18 protein-coding genes are annotated in these 20382 nt (G+C 62.8%); 12 read left to right on the forward strand and 6 right to left on the reverse strand.

Annotation, left to right across the window (positions count from 1 at the left end; all coding sequences use genetic code 11):
• Positions 1-2: 2 nt before the first annotated feature.
• From LB568_RS11365 to LB568_RS11385, 5 genes are all read right to left on the reverse strand, one after another.
• Entirely contained in the window at positions 3-971 is a 969-nt protein-coding gene (locus tag LB568_RS11365) for an ABC transporter permease (protein ID WP_013892935.1), read from the reverse strand.
• Entirely contained in the window at positions 968-2521 is a 1554-nt protein-coding gene (locus LB568_RS11370; RefSeq protein WP_013892936.1) for a sugar ABC transporter ATP-binding protein, read from the reverse strand. Before LB568_RS11370 ends, LB568_RS11365 begins: the two co-directional genes overlap by 4 nt.
• 192 nt (positions 2522-2713) lie before the next feature.
• Positions 2714-3706: an ABC transporter substrate-binding protein gene (locus LB568_RS11375; protein ID WP_013892937.1), complete on the reverse strand. Its 993-nt coding sequence runs from the start codon at positions 3704-3706 to the stop codon at positions 2714-2716.
• A gap of 332 nt (positions 3707-4038) precedes the next feature.
• Positions 4039-5037, reverse strand: coding sequence for an aldo/keto reductase (locus tag LB568_RS11380; protein ID WP_224730164.1), 999 nt, complete (start codon positions 5035-5037; stop codon positions 4039-4041).
• Positions 5038-5100: 63 nt separating this feature from the next.
• A complete protein-coding gene (locus tag LB568_RS11385; RefSeq protein WP_224730165.1) occupies positions 5101-6606 on the reverse strand; it encodes a UxaA family hydrolase in 1506 nt (501 codons plus the stop codon).
• A 248-nt stretch (positions 6607-6854) separates the two neighbouring features.
• On the opposite strand from LB568_RS11385, the gene LB568_RS11390 reads away from it, so the two are divergent.
• The 6 genes from LB568_RS11390 (at position 6855) to gndA (ending at position 12685) form a co-directional block, all read left to right on the forward strand.
• On the forward strand, positions 6855-7754 hold the full coding sequence (locus LB568_RS11390; protein ID WP_023779223.1) for a GntR family transcriptional regulator: 900 nt from the start codon (positions 6855-6857) through the stop codon (positions 7752-7754).
• A gap of 138 nt (positions 7755-7892) precedes the next feature.
• Positions 7893-8246, forward strand: coding sequence for a DUF2946 family protein (locus tag LB568_RS11395; RefSeq protein WP_224730166.1), 354 nt, complete (start codon positions 7893-7895; stop codon positions 8244-8246).
• A gap of 97 nt (positions 8247-8343) precedes the next feature.
• Positions 8344-8880: a copper chaperone PCu(A)C gene (locus LB568_RS11400; RefSeq protein WP_224730167.1), complete on the forward strand. Its 537-nt coding sequence runs from the start codon at positions 8344-8346 to the stop codon at positions 8878-8880.
• 38 nt (positions 8881-8918) lie between these two features.
• Positions 8919-9437 carry a YcnI family protein gene (locus LB568_RS11405; RefSeq protein ID WP_224730168.1) on the forward strand — a complete coding sequence of 173 codons (519 nt, stop codon included), beginning with the start codon at positions 8919-8921 and terminating at the stop codon, positions 9435-9437.
• Positions 9438-9492: 55 nt separating this feature from the next.
• Positions 9493-11130: a copper resistance CopC/CopD family protein gene (locus tag LB568_RS11410; protein WP_224730169.1), complete on the forward strand. Its 1638-nt coding sequence runs from the start codon at positions 9493-9495 to the stop codon at positions 11128-11130.
• A gap of 127 nt (positions 11131-11257) precedes the next feature.
• Complete coding sequence (gene gndA / locus LB568_RS11415) at positions 11258-12685, forward strand: NADP-dependent phosphogluconate dehydrogenase (RefSeq protein ID WP_013892945.1); 1428 nt, start codon at positions 11258-11260, stop codon at positions 12683-12685.
• On the opposite strand, the gene LB568_RS11420 is transcribed toward gndA, so the two are convergent.
• Positions 12682-13734, reverse strand: a complete 1053-nt coding sequence (locus tag LB568_RS11420) for a LacI family transcriptional regulator (RefSeq protein WP_023763999.1) — start codon at positions 13732-13734, stop codon at positions 12682-12684. The genes gndA and LB568_RS11420 overlap by 4 nt on opposite strands.
• Positions 13735-14138: 404 nt before the next feature.
• On the opposite strand from LB568_RS11420, the gene LB568_RS11425 reads away from it, so the two are divergent.
• The 6 genes from LB568_RS11425 to LB568_RS11450 all read left to right on the forward strand — a co-directional run bounded on the left by LB568_RS11425 (position 14139) and on the right by LB568_RS11450 (position 20335).
• Positions 14139-15377, forward strand: coding sequence for an ABC transporter substrate-binding protein (locus LB568_RS11425; RefSeq protein ID WP_224730170.1), 1239 nt, complete (start codon positions 14139-14141; stop codon positions 15375-15377).
• An 88-nt stretch (positions 15378-15465) separates the two neighbouring features.
• The gene (locus tag LB568_RS11430; protein ID WP_224730171.1) at positions 15466-16359 is read left to right on the forward strand and encodes a carbohydrate ABC transporter permease; all 894 of its coding nucleotides are present in this window, start codon (positions 15466-15468) and stop codon (positions 16357-16359) included.
• A 7-nt stretch (positions 16360-16366) separates the two neighbouring features.
• Positions 16367-17287 carry a carbohydrate ABC transporter permease gene (locus LB568_RS11435; RefSeq protein ID WP_049802444.1) on the forward strand — a complete coding sequence of 307 codons (921 nt, stop codon included), beginning with the start codon at positions 16367-16369 and terminating at the stop codon, positions 17285-17287.
• A gap of 2 nt (positions 17288-17289) precedes the next feature.
• A complete protein-coding gene (locus tag LB568_RS11440; RefSeq protein WP_224730172.1) occupies positions 17290-18387 on the forward strand; it encodes an ABC transporter ATP-binding protein in 1098 nt (365 codons plus the stop codon).
• A 47-nt stretch (positions 18388-18434) separates the two neighbouring features.
• Positions 18435-19181, forward strand: a complete 747-nt coding sequence (locus LB568_RS11445; protein WP_224730173.1) for a sugar phosphate isomerase/epimerase family protein — start codon at positions 18435-18437, stop codon at positions 19179-19181.
• 11 nt (positions 19182-19192) lie between these two features.
• The gene (locus LB568_RS11450; protein ID WP_224687431.1) at positions 19193-20335 is read left to right on the forward strand and encodes a Gfo/Idh/MocA family protein; all 1143 of its coding nucleotides are present in this window, start codon (positions 19193-19195) and stop codon (positions 20333-20335) included.
• Positions 20336-20382 lie beyond the last annotated feature (47 nt).

The raw sequence follows: 20382 nt of genomic DNA on the forward strand, positions 1-20382 counted from the left end.
GGTCACTTGCCCCCGCGACGGCGCAGGCCGTCGAAATAGACGATGACGATGATCAGAACGCCGGTGATGATCCTTTGCCAGAAGGCGTTGACGTTCAAGAGATTGGCGCCGTTGTTGATGGTGGCCAAGATGAAGGCGCCGAGCAGCGGGCCATGCACCGAGCCGACCGCGCCGAACAGCGAGGTGCCGCCGATCACCGAGGACGCGATCGCCTGCAGTTCCCAGCCCTCGGCCTGGGTCGGGTTGCCGATGCCGATGCGCGAGGCCAAGAGCACGCCGACGAAGGCAGCGCACAGACCCGACAGCGTGTAGGCCATGTAGATGGTGCGCTGGACGTTGACGCCCGACAGGCGCGAGGCTTCGGCGTTGGAGCCGACGGAGAAGAGGTAACGCCCCCAGCGGCTGTGATGCAGGAAGACATAGGCCGGAATGCCGACCAGGATGACCATCCAGAACAGATTGGGGACACCGAGGAAGGAGTTGCGCGAGAATACCTGGAAGGCATCGTTGTTGATCGAGATCGAGTTGCCGTTGGTCATCAGAAGGCCGATGCCGCGCAAGGATGTCAGCGTCGCCAGCGTGATGATGAAGGGCGGCAGCCCCATCTTGACGATGCCAAAACCATGGAACAAGCCGATGGCGACGCCCACCAGCAGCGTGATCAGGATGGCGAGGAACACTGGTATGCCGGCATTGATCAGCATCGCCGCAATGACGGTGGCGAAGCCGACCACGGCGCCGACAGAGAGGTCGATGCCTCCGGTGATGATGACGAAGGTCTGGCCGACAGCCAGGATGGCGATCATCGAGCCCTGGCGCAAGAGGTTCGAGATGTTGTTCGCGGAGGCGAAGCTCGACGTCGATAGCGACAGGATGACCCACAGCAGCACCAGCAGCGCCAGCAGCGTCAGTCCGAACAAGGCGTTGTAGTTGCGCTTCGGTTTTTCAGCAGGAATCGCCTCGGTGCTCATATCTGTCCTCCCAGCTTTTCTTGTTTCTCGGCGAGCGCCTGAGTGAGAATTTCCTCGTGATCGGCGGTGCGGAACCCGTGTGTCGCCACCAGTTTGCCGCGGCGGAACACATGCAGCGTGTCGGCAAGCTCATAGACCTCCGGCAGATAGGACGAGATCAGGATAATGCCGGCGCCCTTCGACAAGAGCGCGCTGAACAGGCGATAGATCTCGGCCTTGGTGCCAACATCGACGCCGACCGTCGGCTCGTCGAAGATGAACAGCTTGGCGCCATGCGCCAGCCATTTGCCGATGACGATCTTCTGCTGGTTGCCGCCCGACAGGCTGGAGGCCAGTGCATTGCGCGTCGGCGTCTTGATCCTGAGATCGGCGATCTGGCGGTCGGCCTGGGTTTTTTCCTGCACGCCGGAGATCAGCAGATTGTTCGAGATGCGCTTGTAGATCGGCAGGTTGAGATTGAAGCCGACCGGCAGATTGAGACAGAGGCCCTGGTCGCGGCGGCTTTCAGGCGCTAGCGCCATGCCGAGCCTGATCGCGTCGTGCTCGGAATTGACCAGAACGTCCTTGCCTTCCCACAGGATATGGCCGGCCGATTTGCGATGGCGGCCGTAGAGGGTGGTGACGAATTCGCTGCGGCCGGCGCCGATCAGGCCGTAGAGTCCGACGATCTCGCCGGCGCGAACCGTCATCGAGATATTTTCAAACCCCTTGCCGGACAGGTTGCGTGCCTCGACGATCGCGGCACCCGGGGTGAAATGCTCCTTATGGTAGATCTGCTCGATCGAGCGGTTGATCATCAGCTTGACCAGTTCGGCGTCGTTGGTCTCGGCGATGTTCCTGGTGCCGACCAGCGTGCCATCGCGCAGCACGGAGACGCGATCGGCGAGTTCGAACACTTCCTCCATGCGATGGCTGATGTAGATGATGGTCACGCCTTCGGATTTCAGCCTGCGGATCAGGGTGAAGAGCTGATCCGCTTCCTTGCGCGTCAGGTAGGCGGTCGGCTCGTCGAAGATGAGGAATTTGGTGCCGCGCACGGTGGCGCGGGCGGCGGCGATCAGTTGCTGCTGGCCGATGGTGAGGTCGCCGAGCACGACATGCGCCGGCAGGTCGAAGCCGAGATCGTCGATGATCTTCTGTGCTTCCTTGACCATGGCGCGCTGCTGCAGGATGCCGAAGCGCGAATTCTCCTCGCCGAGGAACATGTTGGCGGCGACGGTCAGATGGCGGCAGAGCACGACTTCCTGGTGGACGGCATTGATGCCGAGCGCCATCGCCTCATGGGGGGTCGCGAGTGCAGCCGGTTTGCCTTCCCAGATGACCTCACCCGAGGTGCGCGGCATGACGCCGGTCAGAAGCTTGATCAGGGTGGATTTGCCGGCACCGTTCTCGCCGACGATGGCGTGGATCTCACCCGCCTTGAAGGCGAGGGTCACCGGCTTCAGCGCATGGGTGCCAGGATATTTCTTCTCCAGCCCCTGTAGCTCCAGGATCGTCCTGCCAGGCTCCAGAACGGGGGCAGGGTGCAGATCTTGCGCCGTCGATGTCATGACAATCCTCCCAAAATGGGCCTCCCAAATGGGCCTCCGAGACTGGCTTCCCAGACCGGCCTCACGATTTGGCACGCCGCGAGGCTCTTGAACGCCCGCTGAGGCAGCCTAGCCCAGGCTGACGGATTTCCAAGCGATATGACTGTCGTTTCCGGGGCACCAGGCCCCGGAAACTGTGCGGCTGTACCGATGCTAGAGCTTCGGATTGAGCAGCGCGTCGATCTTGGGATCCTTCATGTTGGCCTTGGTGACGAGATTGGCGCCGGTGTCGACATTGGCCTCGACCTTTTCGCCCTTCGAGGCGGCGAGCGCGGTCTTGATGCCATCATAGCCCATCCGGTACGGATCCTGGACAACGAGGCCGGAAATGACGCCGTCGTTCAAGAACTTGATCAGCTTCTCGTCGCTGTCGAAGCCGATCAGCCCAACCTTGCCGGCAAGGTTGTTCTCGGCGATCGCCTGGCCGACGCCCTGCGCCATGATCAGGTTGGACGCGAAGATGCCCTTCAGGTCTGGATTGGCGGTGATCAGGTCGGTCGCGATGTTGAGACCGGTCGTGGCCTGGCCGTCGGCATATTTGTCGGCAACCAGTTCAAGACCGGGATACTTGGCCTTGAGCTGTTCCTTGAAGCCCTGGGCGCGCTGCTCGAGCGAGCCGGCGCCGGGCAGTGCGGTGATCAAGGCAACCTTGCCTTCGACCTTGCCGCCATTGGCCGCGCCGATGGCCGCCGCAAGACCGTCCGCTGCGACGCGGCCGCCCTGGACGTTGTCGGTGGTCAGGAACGAGGTGAACGCCTTGGAGTCGGCGCTGGAGTCGATGCCGATGATCTTGACCTTGCTCGCCGCCTCGTCGATCGGCTTGCCGAGCGCCTTGGCTTCGGTCGGCGCGATGACGACCGCGGCCGGGCTGCCGGCCACGGCGTTCTCGAGGATCGAGATCTGGCCGTTGACGTCGGTTTCAGCCTGGGCGCCGAGTTCCGGCACGTTGACGCCGAGATCCTTGCCGGCCTTTCGGGCGCCGGCAAGCACGATCTGCCAGTAGAAGGACGTGGTGTCCTTGACGATGATCGGGATGGTCACGTCCGCCGCCGAAACCGGCGCCGAATGCATGACGCCGGCGAGCATGGACGCCGCGGCCAGCGCCATGACGGCGCGGCGGTTGAGAATGCTGGTCACGAATTTCATAGGATCCTCCCTAAGTCGCCCGGTGAACGTTACGGAAGCTCCGTTCGGATAGGCGTGGCCCAAACAGAACTTTATCAATAAAAAACATTTACGCTGTTTTGATAGTGCATCGATCCGGCGGATGCAAGCGGTGTTTCGCGCCCGGTCTCGGGCGAAGACACATTCATACGCCGCTCCTCCCAAATGCAGCCAGAAGCTCCCGTTCCATTCTGGAAACACATGGAATATTAATTCCATGTGTCAGTCAATATGGAATATTCATTCTTCCTGCGAGGTCGCGGATTTGTGAAGCCGGGCCTGCCATTGACGGCATACCGAGACGGATACCGGCTTCACGTCAGATCCTGGACCAGGGTGTAGGGACGATATTTGGCGTATTCCGTCCCCGGCACGTCGATGTCGAGCAGTTCGAGGTTTCGCGTCAGGTTCGCCAGCTTGGCGGTGCCGGTCAGCACGGTAGCGACCGCTGGCTCGTGCAGGGGAAACTGGAATGCGGCGGCGGCCAGCGGGTAGCCGCCTTCGCCGGCAATCTTCTCCATGGCGTCGACACGGTCGAGCATATCGCGGTTGGCGGGCCGGTAGTCGAAATGCGCGCCTTGTACGGGCCCGGTCGCCAATATGCCGGAGTTGAACACGCCGCCGATGACAAGGGATGTCTGCTGCGCCCGGCACAAGGGCAGCAGTTCGGCTTCCGCGCTGCGATCTAGCAGCGAATAGCGGCTGGCGAGCAGGATGCAGTCGAGCGGCGCCCGGCGCATCACGTCGAGGCAGATCTGGACTTCGTTGACGCCGAGCCCGTAGGCGGAAATCGTACCCGACCGCCTCAGCTCCTCGAGCGCCTTGAGGCCACCGTCCATCAACTGGCGAAAGTGCAGTTTGGTCTTCTCGACGCCGTGCGTGTAGGTGCCGATGTCATGCACATAGAGGATGTCGATCTTGTTCAGGCCAAGCCGGGCATAGCTGAAGTCGACCGACCGCATGATGCCGTCATAGGAATAGTCGTAGTCGAGCGCGAAGGGCAGCGGATCGACATAGGAATGGTCGGGAACCTGGTCCTCGGGCACCGGGCGGAACAGGCGGCCGACCTTGGTGGACAGCACGTAGGAATCGCGCGGCTTATAGCGCAGGAAATCGCCGAAGCGCCGTTCCGACAGGCCGAAACCATAGAAGGGTGCGGTGTCGAAATAGCGCAAGCCCGCCTCCCAGGCGCCTTGCAGCGTCTCCATCGCCGCCTCGCGCGAACAGGCGCGGTAAAGGCCGCCGATCGCGGCGCCGCCGAAGCTGATTTCGGTGACCTCCAGCGCTGTCTGGCCGATGCGGCGTTTTTCCATGCACAACCTCCCCGTTGCCGGCCCTTATCCGGCGCGGCAAGTCTAGCAGATATTCAGTCGACGTTAGAGCGTCGCGCCGAGATGCCAGGGCACGAATTCGTTGTCGCCATAGCCAAAATCCTCGCTCTTGGTCTTGCGGCCCGAAGCCGTCTCGACGATCAGTTCGAAGATTTCGCGGCCCATGCCGGCGATGGTCTTTTCTCCCGAAGCGATGACGCCGCAATTGACGTCCATGTCCTCTTCCATCTGGTGATACATGGTCGAGTTGGTGGCGACCTTGATCGATGGTGTCGGTCGGCAGCCGAAGCAGGAACCGCGGCCAGTGGTGAAGACGATGACATTGGCGCCACCCGCGACCTGGCCGGTGGCCGAGACCGGGTCGTAACCAGGCGTGTCCATGAACACCAGTCCGTTGCCGGTGACTTTCTCGGCATAGCCGAAGACACCGTTGAGCGACGTCTGGCCGCCCTTGGCGACCGCGCCCAGCGACTTTTCCAGGATGGTGGTGAGGCCGCCGCGCTTGTTGCCGGGCGAGGGGTTGTTGTCGATCGAGGCGCCATGCTTGGCGACGTGGTCTTCCCACCACTTCACATAGCCGTCGAGTTTCTTGGCGATCTCCGGCGTCGCGGCGCGATAGGCGAGCAGATGCTCGGCGCCATAGATTTCCGTGGTCTCGGACAGGATGCCGATACCGCCGACGCCGGCCAATATGTCGACGGCAGCACCCAGTGCCGGATTGGCGGTGATGCCCGACATGCCGTCGGAGCCGCCGCATTGCAGGCCGACGACGATCTCGCTGACCGGGATCGGCTCGCGCTTCAACTGGCCGACTTCCTCGGCGATTTCGGCCAGCACGCCCATCGCCTTTTCGACCGATTTGCGCGACCCGCCGGCGTCCTGGATGTTGAAATGGCGCTTTCCCGCGGCCGCACCCTTCTGGCCGTAGAGGGTGAGCTGGTTGACCTCGCAGCCGAGGCCGACCATCAGCACGCCGCCGAAATTGGGATGTCGGGCATAGCCGGCAAGCGTGCGGTGCAGCACCATCATGCCGTCGCCGGTGCCGCTCATGCCGCAGCCCTGGCCGTGGACGATGGGCACGAAGCCGTCGATGCCGGGATATTTCGGCAGCAAGGTGCGGTTGGCGGTGTCGGCGATGGAATGGCAGACAGTGGCCGAGCAATTGACGCTGGCGACGATGCCGATGAAGTTGCGCGTGCCGGCACGGCCGTCGGCGCGCCGATAGCCCATGAAGGTGCGGGCGCGATCGGCTTCGGTCGCGTGTTCGGCCTCGCTCGGCGGCACCACCGGCAGACGGCCGGCCTCGAATACCAGATTGTGCGAATGGACGTGCTCGCCCGGCGCGATGTCCTGCGTGGCGCGGCCGATCGCCTGGGCGTATTTGACCACCGCGGAACCGGCGGGAATGGGCTTGATCGCGACCTTGTGGCCGGGTTCGATGACGGAGCTGGCAAGCGCGCCGCCTGGCAGCACGGTGCCCATTTCGATGCGGCCATTGGCAACCGCGACATTGTCGGCGGGGGACAGAAGAATGGTGTTTGAGGCGTTCACGAGCGTTTCCTGGGTGATCCTGGGATGCGCGGGCGGATTGACACGCGCCTGTTAAGAGTTAATGTCTTTTATCGGGAAAAAACAGTTTTGCGTCAATTGTTTTTTCGTGGCGGCTCCGCCTTGGATGAGTGGTGCTGCAACCGGTGGGCGAGCCTCTGGCGAAAGCAATTCCGCTTTTCAGGGGCATGTGAACGTCATATTGCGCTTCAAGCCGGCTGCCGCAAGCGCCGGCATGAATGGGGCAGGGGATGTCGAAGAGCAATAACGTCTACAAGGATGCCTACAACAGGTGCCTCCGGCTGCTCGACGAGACGCGCAGCCTGCCGTCGGAGCCTGAGTTGGGCGCGCTGCTCGGCGTCAGCCGCACGACCGTGCGCAGCATCCTGACGCGCATGGAAGAAACCGGGCTGATCGCCTGGAACAAGCGTGCCAAGACGGTGCTGCGCGATCCGCGTCCCGATGATTTCTTCCCCGAGGAAGAGACCGACACGCTGGCCGAGATCATCGAGCGGTCCTTCATGCGGCGGCTGCTCGCCAGCGGCGCCGAGGCCGGCATGCAGATCAACGAGCTCGAACTGGCGCGCGAGATCGGCGTCGGCACCACCAGCGTGCGCGAGTTCCTGATCCGCTTCTCCCGCTTCGGCCTGATCGAGAAGCGCCGCAACAGCCATTGGGTGCTGAAGGGCTTTACAAGGGCCTTTGCACTCGAACTGACCGAAATCCGCGAGATGTTCGAAATGCGCTCGGCCGCCGCCTTCGCGGCGCTGCCACAGGACAGCCCGGTCTGGGCCGATCTCGATCGACTGGACGGGGAGCATCGTCTCCTGGCAAGCGAGATCGCGACGCGCTTCAACGAGTTCTCCGAGTTGGACGAGCGCTTCCACCGGCTCATCCATCGTGCCTCGCACAACCGCTTCATCGTCGATTTCTACGACGTCATCGCCATGATCTTCCACTACCACTACCAATGGAACAAGGCGCAGGAACGCGAGCGCAATGAAGTCGCGGTCGGCGAGCATCTTGCCTATATCGAGGCGCTCAAGTCGCGCGACCTCGGCAAGGTCGACGCCGCCTGCCGCAAGCACCTGAAGTCGGCGCGCCAGACATTGCTGACGTCGATCCCCGAAAGCCGGCCGCAAAAATCCTGATCGTGCCGTGTTGCCGCAGTCTGGATTTGGCGATTTTCGACCTTCTGTGGGCGTGATAGGTATCTCTCTAGATGGTTTGAACAGGCAAGTCGTTTGAAACAGGCAAGTCGTTTGAACAAGAAGGGGAGACGGTGGAGCATGCCGGTCGCGCTTGTCGCGGCCTATCTGCTGCTGCTCCAGTCGACGCTCGGCGCATTCGCCTTTGGCATCGGGCCGAACGCCGCGCAGTTAGATTCCTTCGGCAACGTCATCTGTACCCATGATGGCGCCACGCAGCTTCCTGGCGAAGACCAGCACCCATCTCATTTGCCGGCCTGCTGCACGCTTGGCTGCAGCATGTTTTCGTCCGCGCATGCCCCGCCGCCCGATGCCGGTCTGGCGTTGGCAGGCCTGTCCTCCGAAGCGGTCGCCTTCGTCTTTCCGGCAAGCATCCATCTCGACTTCGCCCGCGAGCGCTCGCCGTCGAATCCCCGCGCGCCTCCGGCGGCCTGAGCTTGTTCGCCCGGTGGAACCTTTCGCGGGCGCACCCATCCAAAGATCAAACTGTTCGCGGCCGGCATCGGCGCGATCGCCAATTCATGGAGCAACCATGTCTTATTCCCTCCACATCGTGGCGGACATCATGTTCGGCCGCATCCTCTCGCGCTTGCGTGAAAAATTCGGCATTGCAGCACTGGCCTTCGGGCTTGTGCTCCTGGGCGCCCAGGCCGTCCTGGCGCACGAGTTCAAGGTCGGCGACCTCGAGATCGGACATCCCTGGTCGCGCGCCACGCCGGCCGGCGCCAAGGTGGCCGGCGGCTATTTCACCATCACCAACAAGGGCAGCGCATCGGACCGGCTGCTGTCGATTTCCTCCGACGTCTCTGAAAAAGCCGAGCTGCATGAAATGGGCGTCAAGGATGGCGTCATGACCATGCGGCCGGTTACCGGCGGCCTGGAGATTCCGGCCGGCGGCAAGGTGGCGCTGGCGCCCGGCGGCTATCACCTGATGTTCATCGGCCTGAAGCGGCAACCCAAGCAGGGCGAAAAATTCTCCGCCACGCTGACTTTCGAGAAGGCCGGCACCGTCAACGTCGAGTTCGCGGTCGAGGGCATGGGCGGCGGCATGGACGACCACGCCAATTGATCCTGCCAGTTCTACAATTTGAGATCAGAGGGACCATCATGAACAAGTATCTCTTGGCGGCCGGCGCACTTCTGGCGCTGGGGACGAATGCCGCCTTCGCGCACATTACGCTCGAAACCCAGGAAGCGGCCGTCGGCTCGACCTACAAGGCAGTCCTGCGCGTGCCGCATGGTTGCGAGGGCAAAGCGACGACCGCCGTGCGAGTGCAGATTCCGGAAGGGGTGATCGCGGTGAAGCCGATGCCGAAGCCCGGCTGGACGCTGCAGACCAAGAAGGGCAAATACGAAAAGTCCTACCAGCTCTACGGACAGGCGGTGACCGATGGGGTCAAGGAAGTCGACTGGAGCGGCGGCAGCCTGCCGGATGAATTCTACGACGAGTTCGTCTTCCGCGCGACGCTGACGGCGGACCTGCCCGTCGGCCAGAAACTCTACTTCCCGGTGGTGCAGGAATGCGACGGCGCCGCCGACCGCTGGATCGAGATCCCGGCTGCGGGGCAGGATGAAGACGCGCTGGAGAATCCGGCGCCCGGCATCAAGCTGTTGCCGAAGAAATGATCTGCTGGCGGCGCACTCTGTCCGCGAAGTGCGCCGCCGGTTCGATGGCGGTGGCATGAGCGCGATATTTCCACTTCAACGGGCCGCGATGACCGGCAAGCGCGCCGGCTGGACCGCCGGCGGGCTGCTCGCCGTGGTCATGGCGCTTATCGTCATGGCCTCGACAAATCAGGCTTTTGCCCACGCAGTGCTGATCAAGACCGATCCGGCCGATGGCGCCGTGCTGGCGCAGGCTCCGGCGCGGTTCTCGCTGACCTTCAGCGAGCCGGTCTCGCCACTGGTGCTGACCTTGGTGAAGCCCGACGGCACGCCGGCTCCGTTGACCGATTTCCGCCTCAGCGACCAGACTGTCGAGATCGGCAATCCGCAGGCACTCAGATCCGGCACGCATGTGCTGAGCTGGCGCGTCATTTCCGCCGACGGCCATCCGGTCGGCGGCTCGCTGCTGTTTTCGATCGGCGCGCCAAGCGAGCCGCCGGTCGTGTCGGAAGCGGTCGACTGGCCGCTGCGGTCGGCGATCTGGATCGGCAAGATCTTCCTCTACACAGGCCTTTTCCTCGGTGTTGGCGGAGCCTTCGCGCTTGCCTGGCTGGCCGGTGAAGCACGAGCCGGTCAGCGCTTCGTCACGGCCGCGGTCCTGTGTGGGCTGGTGGCGGCGCCGCTTTCGCTGGGCTTTCAGGGTCTCGATGCGCTCGGGGCGCCGCTCTCCCATCTGGCACAGCCCGTCATCTGGAGAACCGGGCTTGGCACCAGCTTCGGCTGGACGGTGCTGATCGCCCTGATCGCACTGGGGCTTGGCCTGCTTTCGCTGGCCGGACCGCGCGTGGTCGCCAGGCCATTCGCCCTTGCGGGCCTCGCCGGTGTCGGCGTTGCGCTTGCCGCCAGCGGCCATGCCAGTGCGGCCGAACCGCAATGGCTGACGCGGCCGCTGGTGTTCCTGCACGGCATCGGCATTGCTTTCTGGGCCGGCGCCCTTGTTCCGCTCGGCCTGGCGCTGAAGGGTTCGTCCGCATATGCGGCAGCCTTCCTGCGGCGGTTTTCGCGCCTGATCATGCCGGTGGTGGCGGTGCTTGCCGTGGCCGGCGTCGCACTGGCGGTCATCCAGGTGCAGACGCCCGTGGCGCTGGTCAACACCGCCTATGGTCGGCTGCTGCTGGTCAAGCTCGCGCTGCTGGTCTTTCTGTTCACGCTGGCCGCCGTCAACCGTTGGAGGCTCACCGCCGCGGCCGAGGCGGGATCGACGGAGGTGCAGCGCCGGCTCGCCCGTTCGATCGGCGTCGAAATTCTGATCGTGCTGGCGATCTTCGGCGTTGCCGCGGGCTGGCGCTTCACACCGCCGCCAAGGGCGCTCGCGATCGCGGCGGCGCAGCCGGTCTCGGTTCACGTCCACGCGCTGCAGGCGATGGCCGATCTCAGCATCACCCCCGGCCATGCCGGACCGGTTGCCGCCTCGATGATCATCATGAGCGGCGATTTCGGGCCGCTCGACGCCAAGGAAGTGACGCTGGTCCTGTCGAAACCCGATTCCGGCATCGAGCCGCTGAAGCGAGCGGCGACCAAGCCCGGCGACGGCAGCTGGCGTGTCGACAACCTGGTCATTCCGGTTCCCGGCCGCTGGACGGTGCGCCTCGACATCCTGGTCTCGGATTTCGACATGGTGAAGATCGAAGCGCCGGTGGATATCAGGCCGTAGGGCCGAGCACCCCGACCGGAGTTCGGCGCAACACAATTCGGCGAGGCGGTTGACGCGACCCGCAAGGCCCGTCAATCATCGTTCGCAAAACGCGGTCTCAACAAAATCCGAAGGCAGGGAAGAAACGATGGAAAAAGCGGAAATCGGCCTGATCGGCCTTGGTACGATGGGCTCCAACCTGGCGCTCAACATCGCCGAGCACGGGCACCGCATCGCCGTCTTCAATCGCACAAAGGCGCGCACCGACGCTTTCGTCGAGAATGCCGGCGCGCTCAGGGATATGGTTGTTCCCTGCTACAGCCTGGAAGAGCTCGCCGCCGCGATCCGGCCGCCGCGCCCGATCATCATCATGGTGCTGGCCGGCAAGCCGGTCGACGAACAGATCGAAGCCCTGCGCGGCGTGCTGTCGGCCAACGACATCGTCATCGATGCGGGCAATGCCAATTTCCGTGACACGATGCGGCGCTTCTCCGAGCTTTCGGGCTCGGGCCTGACCTTCATCGGCATGGGCGTGTCGGGCGGCGAGGAGGGTGCGCGCCACGGGCCGTCGATCATGGTCGGCGGCACCGAAGATAGCTGGAAGCGTGTCGAGAAGGTGCTGACCGCGATCTCCGCCAAGTTCAAGGACGAGCCGTGTGCCGCTTGGCTCGGCACCGACGGCGCCGGGCATTTCGTCAAGACCATCCACAATGGCATCGAATATGCCGACATGCAGATGATCGCCGAGATATACGGCATCCTGCGCGACGGCCTGGGCATGGGGCCGAAAGACATCGGCACAGTGTTTGAAACCTGGAACAAGGGCCGGCTCAATTCTTACCTGATCGAGATCACCGCCAAGGTGCTGGCCGCCGACGATCCGAAGACCGGCAAGCCGGTGGTCGACATCATCCTCGACCGCGCCGGCCAGAAGGGCACCGGCAAATGGTCGGTCATCGAGGCGCAGCAGCTCGGCATTCCGGCGACCGCGATCGAGGCCGCGGTGGCGGCGCGCGTTCTGTCGTCGATCAAGGACGAGCGGCAGGCGGCGCAAAAGGCCTATGGCAACATCGGCGTGACGAAAATTTCCGGCGACAAGGATGCGCTGCTGAAAGACCTCGAACTGGCGCTGTTCGCCGGCAAGATATCCGCCTACGCGCAAGGCTTCGCTGTGATGAGCGGCGCCTCGAAGGAGTTCAACTGGAACCTGCCGATGCCGACCATCGCCAAGATCTGGCGGGCCGGCTGCATCATCCGCTCGCAGATGCTGGATACGATGGCCGAGGCTTTCGGCAGCGGCGGCGCTTCGACCAATCTTTTGATGGCGCCGGCCTTCATCACCATGATGCAGGAGGCGCATCCGTCGCTGCGGCGGGCCGTGGCCAGGGCTTCCGAGGCCGGCTCGCCGGTGCCAGCGCTGGCTTCGGCGCTTGCCTATTTCGACAGCTACCGCCAGGGCCGCGGCACCTCCAACCTGATCCAGGCGCAGCGTGACTTCTTCGGCGCGCACGGCTTCGAACGCATCGGCGAACAGGGCGCATTCCACGGCCCGTGGGGCAGCGGCGCGGCGGGTTAATCGCCCGAACGCCTGTAGGCCAGGACTTCACCCGGCACGCTGAGCGACTGCAGCGTGCCGGGCGCGGCGCCGCCGATCCAGCCGAGCACGGAGCGGGCGAGCTCGGAGCCCGCCAGCCGGAAGTTCTCGTTGACGATCAGCAGTTCCGGCCGGAACAAATGCAAAAGGTCCGACGACTGCTTGGAGACGATGTCGACGTCACGACCGAGCTTGAGGCCGGCATCCTCGATGCCGGCGACGAGCGCGAGCGTCGCGGCGGCGGCGCTGCTGACGAAGCCGTCCGGCCTGACGTCGCGGCGCATCAACTGCGCGGTCCTCGTCCTGATCTGCTCGATCGACTGATCGATCGACACGGTGCTGAACGGGATCTCGCTGGCACCGACCTCGCTCAGTGCGTCGGCAAAGCCGTTGACGGTGTGGCTGTGATAGGTCAGCCCGACCGGAGGCGCAAGCAAAGCGAGCCTGCGGCGGCCAATGCCGGCCAGGCGCCGCACGGCTTCCACCGCGAAGGCGTAGTTGTCGAAATCATGATAGGGATGAACCAGCCCCATCTCGGTGCGTCCATGCGTGGCAAAGGGAATGCCGTGTTCCAGCATGTAGCGCGCCCTGGCGTCGTTCGGCTGGGTGCGTGAAATGATGACGCCGTCGGCGGAACCGGTCTCGACCAGATAGCGTATGGGGTCGAGCGGATCCTGCGAGCGCGAATAAGGCGTGACGATCAGGTGGTAGGGCGTGTCGGCAATGACCTCAGAGACGCCGTATATGATGTCGGAGACAAAACTCATGATCTCCTGCTCGGTGTTGAGCACGAGGCTGATGACATTGGTCTTGCCCGTGCGCAGTCGCACACCGGCGCGGTTCGGCCGGTAGCCGATCTGCTTGGCGACCAACTGGACGCGGCGCCTGGTCTCGGCGCCGATCTCCGGAGCATCCTTCAAGGCGCGCGAGACGGTGGTGACGCCGAGCCCGGTCATGAAGGCAAGCGTCTTCAACGTCGGCCGCCCTTGCGCCGACGCCTCGTCATTCTTGTCCGTACGCCGTCTGTCCATTCGTCCCGCCCGTCAGGCGCATAGCAGCCGCAGGCTGGGTCGGCAATCGCCGTCATTGCGATACGATATGCGCTCCAGCCAGAATTGGCTCAATATACTGAAACGTTACAGATTGCCAATGTCGCCAGGCTTGAGCGTGTCCGAGAGGTGATGGCGCCTTTTGCGAAACCCCTTGGGATTCCAGAGGAAAATGCCTTGATCACGGATTTTTGCCGGCTTTAATGCACTGTTTGGTGTTTTTGCGTCGCAGCGATCTATGCTGCGGTGCACATCGACACGGGTTTTCGACCGAATTTGTTCACGGCTCGAAAAAATGTCGGAGCCCGTTTGCTCAAGGGGTTGCGCCATCCGCGCAATTGCCGTATCGAAAATCTGTAACGTTTCAGATTCTGGGAGGAACCGAAATGCGATACAAACTTTTGACCGCCGCGTTAGCGGCAACGGCCGCTCTGCAGTTCGCCGGCCAAGCCGCCGCGACGGACCTGGAAGTCACTCATTGGTGGACCTCTGGCGGCGAGGCGGCGGCGGTCGCGGAACTCGCCAAGGCTTTCGACGCCACCGGCAACCATTGGGTCGATGGCGCCATTGCCGGTTCCGGCGGCACGGCGCGGCCGATCATGATCAGCCGCATCACCGGCGGCGATCCGATGGGCGCCACCCAGTTCAATCATGGCCGGCAAGCGGAAGAGTTGGTGCAGGCCGGCCTGATGCGCGACCTCACCGATGTCGCCACCAAGGGCAAATGGACCGAGGTCGTTCGGCCGAAGAGCCTGCTCGACAGCTGCACCATCGATGGCAAGATCTATTGCGTGCCGGTCAACATCCACTCCTGGCAGTGGCTGTGGCTGTCGAATGCCGCGTTCGAGAAAGCCGGCGTGCCGGTGCCGAAGAACTGGAATGAATATGTCGCCGCCGCTCCAGCGCTGGAGAAGGCAGGCATCGTGCCACTCGCGGTCGGCGGGCAGGCCTGGCAATCGTCCGGCGCTTTCGACGTGTTGCTTGCCGCGGTCGGCGGCACCGACACCTTCCTCAAAGTCTATAAGGACAAGGATGCCAAGTTCGCCGCCGGTCCCGAGGTCGCCAAAGTGTTCAAGGCGGCCGACGATGCGCGCAAGATGGCCAAGAATACCAATGTGCAGGACTGGAACCAGGCCACCAACATGGTCATCACCGGCAAGGCCGGCGGCCAGATCATGGGCGACTGGGCGCAAGGTGAATTCCAGGTGGCCGGCAAGACCGCCGGCAAGGACTATACCTGCCTTCCCGGCCTCGGCCTGAATGAGGTCATCGCCACCGGTGGCGATGCCTTCTACTTCCCGCTGCTCAAGGATGCCGACAAGTCCAAGGCGCAGGAAGTGCTGGCCCAGACATTGCTCGATCCCAAGACCCAGGTCGCCTTCAATCTCAAGAAGGGCTCCCTGCCGGTGCGTGGCGACGTCGACCTCAACGCGGCTAACGACTGCATGAAGAAGGGCCTCGCCATCCTGGCCAAGGGCGCCGTCATCCCGTGGACAGACCAGCTGCTTTCGCAAGACAGCCAGAAGCAGAAGGAGGACCTGTTCTCCGAGTTCTTCGCCAAGCCCGAGATGACGCTCGAAGAGGCACAGAAGCGCTTCGCCGACATCATCGCGACGGCGGACTGATATCGCAGGCAAATTCCCTTCCTCCCGGCCTGGTGCAAAACCAGGCCGGGCCCCCGCCGCCCTTACCCGATCCAGCATGGCTGTACCGATGAGCAAGAGCGAACGCCCCATTCGACTGTTTCGCAACCTGAATGCGAAGGTCGCCTCGATCCCGATGATCCTCACCGCGCTGGTGGTGTTCGTCGGCGGCACGGCGTGGACGGTGCTCTATTCCTTCACCAATTCGAAGCTGTTGCCGCGGCTGAATTTTGTCGGCCTCGACCAATATCACCGGTTGTGGGCGACTCCGCGCTGGCTGATTTCGATCGAGAACCTTTTGATCTACGGCGTGATCTCACTGGTGTTCTCGCTGGTCATCGGCTTCATTTTGGCCGCTCTGCTCGACCAGAAGATCCGTTTCGAGGACACCTTCCGCACGATCTTCCTCTATCCCTTCGCGCTCTCCTTCATCGTCACCGGTCTTGTATGGCAATGGCTGCTCAATCCGGATTTCGGTATCCAGGGCGTGATACGAGGCCTTGGCTGGACAAGCTTCAATTTCGATCCGCTCTACAATTCCAGCATCGTCATCTACGGCATATCGATCGCCGCGCTTTGGCAAGGCACCGGGCTGATCATGTGCCTGATGCTGGCCGGCCTGCGCGGCATCGACGAGGACATCTGGAAGGCAGCACGGGTCGACGGGATACCGATGTGGAAGACCTATCTGTTCATCATCATCCCGATGATGCGACCGGTCTTCATCACCACCCTCGTCATCATCGCATCGGGCATCGTCAAGGTCTACGACCTGGTCGTCGCCCAGACCAGCGGCGGGCCTGGCATCGCGTCGGAGGTGCCGGCAAAGTATGTCTACGACTACATGTTCTTCGCCCAGAACCTCGGCCAGGGTTTTGCCGCCTCGACCATGATGCTGCTCTCGGTGATGATCGTCATCGTGCCGTGGGCCTATCTCGAATTCGGAGGCAGGAAGCGTGTCTGATCCTGCCATTTCCCTGTCCGCACCGCCCGGCACCATTCGAGCCGATGCCTCGGAACCCAATGGGCCGAAGCCGCGTCACATGTTCTCGCGCCGCAACATCTTCCTCTATGGCACGCTCATCCTGGTGGCGCTCTACTACCTTTTGCCGCTCTATGTGATGATCGTCACCTCGCTCAAGGGCATGCCGGAAATCCGCCTTGGCAACATCTTCTCGCCGCCGCTCGAGATCACCTTCGAGCCCTGGGTCAAGGCGTGGTCGACGGCTTGCACCGGACTCAATTGCGACGGACTTTCGCGCGGCTTCTGGAACTCAGTTCGCATCACCGTGCCCTCGGTGATCCTGTCGATCGCGATAGCCTCCGTAAACGGCTATGCGCTGGCCAACTGGCGCTTCAAGGGCGCCGACACGTTCTTCATCATCCTGATCGTCGGTGCGTTCATTCCCTATCAGGTGATGATCTATCCGATCGTCATCATCCTGCGCGAGATCGGGCTCTATGGCAGCCTCAGCGGCCTGGTCATCGTCCATTCCATTTTCGGCATGCCGATCCTGACGCTTCTGTTTCGCAACTATTTCACCTCCATGCCGGAGGAACTGTTCCGGGCGGCGCGTGTCGATGGTGCCGGCTTCTGGGGCATCTACCTGCGCATCATGGTGCCGATGTCGCTGCCGATCTTCGTCGTCGCCGTCATCCTGCAGGTGACCGGCATCTGGAACGACTTCCTGTTCGGCGTCGTCTACACCCGCCCCGACACCTATCCGATGACGGTGCAGCTCAACAACATCGTCAACTCGGTGCAGGGCGTGAAGGAATACAACGTCAACATGGCGGCTACGATCCTGACGGGGCTGGTCCCGCTCGTCATCTACTTCATTTCCGGCAGGCTTTTCGTGCGTGGCATTGCCGCCGGCGCGGTGAAAGGGTGATGATGGCAGAAATTGAAAATCCCAGCGTATCGATCCAGAACCTGTCGCTGAACTACGGCGCGGTGTCGGTTCTGCAGACACTCAATCTCGATATCGCCGATGGCGAGTTCATCGTGCTGCTGGGGCCCTCCGGATGCGGCAAGTCGACCTTGCTCAACTGCATTGCCGGGCTGCTCGACATCTCGAAGGGCCGCATCTTCATCAAGGGCAAGAACGTCACCTGGGAAGAGCCCAAGGACCGTGGCATCGGCATGGTGTTCCAGTCCTACGCGCTCTATCCGCAGATGACGGTGGAGAAGAACCTGTCCTTCGGCCTGCGTGTCGCGGGCCTGCCAAAGGGCGAGATCGTCAAACGCATCGCGCGCGCCGCCGAGATCCTGCAGATCGAGCCGCTGCTGCAGCGCAAGCCCTCGGCACTTTCCGGCGGCCAACGCCAGCGGGTGGCGATCGGGCGGGCGCTGGTGCGCGATGTCGACGTCTTCCTGTTCGACGAGCCGCTTTCCAATCTCGACGCCAAACTGCGCTCGGAACTGCGCGTCGAGATCAAGCTTTTGCATCGCAGGCTGCAGAACACGATGATCTACGTCACCCACGACCAGATCGAGGCCATGACCCTGGCCGACCGGATCGCGGTGATGAAGGGCGGTGTCATCCAGCAACTCGACGCGCCGCAGACCATCTACAACCGCCCGGTCAATCGCTTCGTGGCGGGTTTCCTCGGTTCGCCGGCAATGAACTTCGTCGAAGGGCGGCTGGAGAAGCGCGGTGACGGCTGGTTCTTTGTGGCCGAAGATCTCAATATTCCACTCGGCACCTATCAGTTCGACGGGCAACCGGAAGCCGGCCCAGCCGTGTTCGGCATCAGGCCTGAGCATGTCAGCCTGAACAGCGGCACGGGCTGGCCGTTCTCGACAGCGGCCAATGTCGAGGTGGTCGAGCCGATGGGCTCCGACACGCTGGTGTGGCTGAAGCTTGCCGAGCAGAAATTCAGCGTCCGGGTAACCTCGGAACGCACGCCCAAGAACGACGAGGCGGTGACGGTGGGCTTCGACCCGATGCGAGCCTCGCTATTCAACGCCGAAACCGGCAGCCGCATCTAACGCCCGAATAACCATCCCAAGCAAAACAAGCAAAACGGACAAAGACGATGAACTGGTCATTCCAACTTTACAGCGCCCGCAATTTCCAGCCCTGGGAAGGCGTGCTCGAGACACTCGGCAAGCTCGGCTATACACAGGTCGAAGGCTTTGGCGGCGTCTATGACGATCCCAAGGCCTTCCGCGCCGAACTCGACAAGAACGGACTTGCCATGCCGACCGGGCATTTTTCCATCGATGCGCTGGAGAACGACTTCGGCGGCGTGCGCAAGATCGCCGATGCGCTCGGCATCAAGCTCTTGATCTGCCCCTATCTGATGGCCGAGGATAGGCCGTCCGACAGCGCCGGCTGGCGCGGCTTCGGCGGGCGCCTGGCCAAGGTCGGCGAGGTGGCATCGAAGGCCGGCTACGGCTTCGCCTGGCACAACCATGATTTCGAGTTCAAGGCACTCGCCGACGGCTCGGTGCCGCAGGATCACATCCTGTCTTCCGCCCCTGATGTCGGCTGGGAGATGGACCTTGCCTGGGTGGTGCGCGGCGGCGCCGATCCGTTGCCCTGGATCGAAAAGCACGGCAAGCGCATCGTCGCCGTGCATGTGAAGGACATCGCCAAGCCGGGCGAGGGGCTGGACGAGGACGGCTGGTCGGATGTCGGCCACGGCACGATCGACTGGGCCGGCCTCATCAGGGTGCTGCGGGCCAAGAGCGCGGCAAAATACTTTGTCATGGAACAGGACAATCCCAACGATATCGAGCGCTTCGCCCGCCGCTCGATCGCAACCGTCAAGAACTACTAGGAACAATCATAATGGCAAAGAAATTGGGTATTGGCGTCATTGGCTGCGGCAACATCTCGAAGGCGTATTTTTCGCTGGCGCCGCTGTTTCGCGGCATCGAGATGCGCGCCTGCGCCGACATAAACATGGATGTGGCCAAGGCGCGGGCGAAGGAGTTCAAGCTGCGCGCCGAGACCGTCGAGAACCTGCTCAAGGCCGACGATATCGACATTGTCGTCAACCTGACGATACCGGCCGTGCACTATGAGGTGTCGAAACAGGTGCTCGATGCCGGCAAGCACGTCTATTCGGAAAAGCCGTTCGTGCTGTCGCTTAAAGAGGGCCTGGACCTCAAGGCGCGGGCGGAAAAGAAGGGGCTGCGCATTGGCTCGGCACCCGACACTTTCCTCGGCGGCGCGCACCAGTTGGTGCGTGAACTGATCGACGGGGGAAAGCTTGGCAAGATCACCAGCGGCACCTGCCACGTCATGGGCCATGGCATGGAGCATTGGCACCCCAATCCGGACTTCTTCTTCCAGCCGGGTGCTGGGCCGGTGCTCGATATCGGGCCGTACTATATCACCAATCTGATCCAGTTGATCGGACCGGTGAAGCAGGTGGCGGCCTTCGCAATAACCCCGGCCAAGGAACGGACGATCAGCTCAAAGCCGCGTGCGGGCGAAAAAATCCCGGTCAATACGCCGACCACCATCCATGGCCTGCTGGAGTTCGAGAATGGCGCCGTGGTGACGCTGAACACCAGCTGGGACGTCTGGGCTCACGGCCACGCGCCGATGGAACTCTATGGCGAAGCGGGGACTGTGTTCGTACCGGATCCGAACTTTTTCGGCGGCGAGGTGCGCTTTACCGCCGAGGGCAAGCCGGTCAAGAAGCTGCCGAAGTGGAAACATCCACTTGGCATTCCGAACGAAATGCACGGCCAGGGCCTGATGGCCAATTACCGCACCGCCGGCCTTGCCGACATGGCGCTGGCAATCGCCGAAGGGCGGCCGCACCGCTGCTCGATGGAACTGGCGCTGCATGCCGTCGACGTCATGACCGGCATATTGCGCTCCGGCGAGACCGGCAAATTCGTCGCCATGCAGACCACTTGTGAGCGGCCGGCCGCTCTTGGCGTCAAGGCAGCCAAGGAATTGCTGGCGAAGACAAAGTAGGCACAGGATTATCGATAATTTTGATCTACCCCCTCTCCCCGTTCGGC

It is taken from the genome of Mesorhizobium sp. B263B2A, assembly GCF_020165775.1.
Lineage (GTDB): Bacteria > Pseudomonadota > Alphaproteobacteria > Rhizobiales > Rhizobiaceae > Mesorhizobium > Mesorhizobium opportunistum.